This window comes from Bradyrhizobium sp. TM233 (genome assembly GCF_036247965.1).
GTDB lineage: Bacteria > Pseudomonadota > Alphaproteobacteria > Rhizobiales > Xanthobacteraceae > Bradyrhizobium > Bradyrhizobium ottawaense.
In genome coordinates this window covers 1-2,132 of sequence record NZ_BTIG01000102.1, presented here as the reverse complement: position 1 = coordinate 2,132, position 2,132 = coordinate 1, and the positions used below count along the sequence as shown (strand labels likewise).

At 62.5% G+C, this 2,132-nt stretch carries 2 protein-coding genes and 2 pseudogenes; 3 read left to right on the top strand and 1 reads right to left on the bottom strand.

What is annotated here, in order from left to right:
- Positions 1-740, bottom strand: a pseudogene (locus tag AABA86_RS33825) (outer membrane protein assembly factor BamB family protein); the annotation flags it as partial.
- Positions 741-1,084: 344 nt separating this feature from the next.
- Between AABA86_RS33825 and AABA86_RS33820 the strand changes: the two are divergent.
- The 3 genes and pseudogenes from AABA86_RS33820 to pqqA form a co-directional block, all read left to right on the top strand.
- Positions 1,085-1,382 (top strand): annotated as a pseudogene (locus AABA86_RS33820) (calcium-binding protein).
- 144 nt (positions 1,383-1,526) lie between these two features.
- Entirely contained in the window at positions 1,527-1,856 is a 330-nt protein-coding gene (locus tag AABA86_RS33815; RefSeq protein ID WP_338309823.1) for a hypothetical protein, read from the top strand.
- 228 nt (positions 1,857-2,084) lie between these two features.
- Positions 2,085-2,132: pyrroloquinoline quinone precursor peptide PqqA (gene pqqA, locus AABA86_RS33810; RefSeq protein WP_338309824.1), on the top strand; the 48-nt coding region annotated here is incomplete at its 3' end.

The following is a 2,132-nucleotide window of genomic DNA, read 5'->3' as shown; positions in this document are numbered from 1 at the left end:
TGTAGAGATTGTCGCCGGGACGCACCGCCGAATTGAACGGTCCGGGATTGCCGATGCCCCAGTACACCGTGTTCAGCTCGGGGTCATAAGACCCGGTGATCCAGGTCGAGCCGCCGCCGAGCTTCCAGGTATCGCCCTTCCAGGTGTCGCCGCCGGGCTCATCCGGCGAGGGGATCGAATGGGTGCGCCAGAGATGCTTGCCCGTCGCCGGATCCCAGCCGTCGATGAAGCCCCTGGTGCCGAACTCGGCGCCGGAGATGCCGGTGATGACGACGCCGTCGGCNNTTGGCGTCGAGCGCGATCACGTTGGCATCTAACGTGGTGCGGAACACCTTGCCGTCATAGAGCGCCGCACCGCGGTTGATGATGCCGCAGCAGACGATGCGCGGGGTCTCGGCGGGATATTCGACCTTGGTCTTCCAGATCTGCTTGCCGGTCTTGGCGTCGACCGCCATGGTCGCGTTGTGCGAGGTCACGTAGATCACGCCCTGGTACACCAGCGGCTGTGATTCCTCGCTACGATCGTCGTTGAAAGAGTAATTCCAGACCGGGACGAGGTTCTTGACGCTGTCCTTGTTGATCTGGTTCAGCGTCGAGAAGCGCTGCAGATTGTAGCCCATCCCGTAGTTGAGAACGTTCGATGTATCAGTCGCGCCCTTGACCAGTTGCTCGGTGGTCTGTGCGCTTGCACAAGTCGATGCAAGCATGACGAGGCTCGCGGCCATCGCAAAGCATTTCATCCGTTCCTCCCAATATGCGCGCCTTTTGACGCTGCGGGAGCAACACTCCGTCGGAAACCAAAACGCGTCAATACGAAAGTCGTAAGTGTCGTGTCGATATCGTTGGACGGCAGGTGCCGGTCACCTTACGGAAACCTGACGGCAGCGGACTCTCACTTGCGTGGAGACGCTGGAAAAATTCCGCGACACGAAGCAGCTTCGGCGTAGGTTGTCGGGGCGTAAGCCAGGTTCCCCGGGGTTGTCGCGCGCGCAAGTTGCAATTCCGGACTTGAACCGGGGACCGCTTATGGATTTATGTCGTTGTGTCCCCGCCTGAACCGGGGCTCTTCATCTGGGAGGTCTTGATGATTTCGCGTCGCTCAGTTGCACTTGCGCTCACCATTGCATTGTTGTCCGGTCCGGCGTGGCCGGCCTCCGGCAACGCGGTCAAGTTGTTCGACACCGACAATGACGGCACGCTCGATCTCGCCGNNAGAGCTCGCCGCGGCCGATCCCGACCACGACGGGACCCTGACGCTCGACGAATATCTGTCCGTGGTCGAGCAGCGCTTCAACGCAGCCAATCCCGACAAGGACGGAACGCTGGATGCGAAGGAGCTGAACTCGCGCGCCGGCCGTGCGCTGCTGCGATTGTTGCGGTGAGCGGTGCAACCGGAACAGACGTGGCGCGGTGGCGGTTGCCAGCATTTCCGCTCCGAAACTCGGAACATCAGGCTGTTCGGCCTGTTCTCTTCGCGATGTCCTGCTCGGCGCCGGGGCAGCGCAGCGGGAGAAGAGGAGATGCAGATGAACACGAAACGTTCCGTTCTTGCTGCCTGCGCGATCCTGGCGTTGAGCGCCGGCGTCGCGGTCGCCGGCCCGTGCAACACGGGCAGCGCCAGCACCGACAAGGATGCTGGTTCTGGTCCCGTGACGGTGGGCGCAGCGCAGTCGCACTCGTCCAGTTCAGCGGGCGACACCAGCCAGCATCCGCCGACCAGCACGATGAATCGTGCAAGTGGCGAAACGCCGGCTTCATCCGAAGATGCGCAGCGGCAGATGCAGAGCCAGCCGACGGCGGCTCAGCGCGCCGAAGGTGCCAAGCCGGACGCCGCAATGGCCGACAAGGGCTGCTGACGGCGACGGTGCCATTCGTGTCGATTCGACGTGCGGTGCGGCGCACAAGGCTGCGTCTCGCAGGTCGTGTTTGACCAAGAGGGAACTGGCTTTGTCCGAGAGAGAAATGCGGCCGCGAAGAATCGACACGGACCCGCTCGGCAGGCGAATCGAGGCTTGAACTGCAACTGACGCAGCCCTAGGTTTTGCGCCGCGCGATGTCGCGCTCAATACCTTGGGGAGACCCGAATGGCTTGGAAAGCTCCGAAGATCGTGGAAGTGCCGGTCGGCATGGAA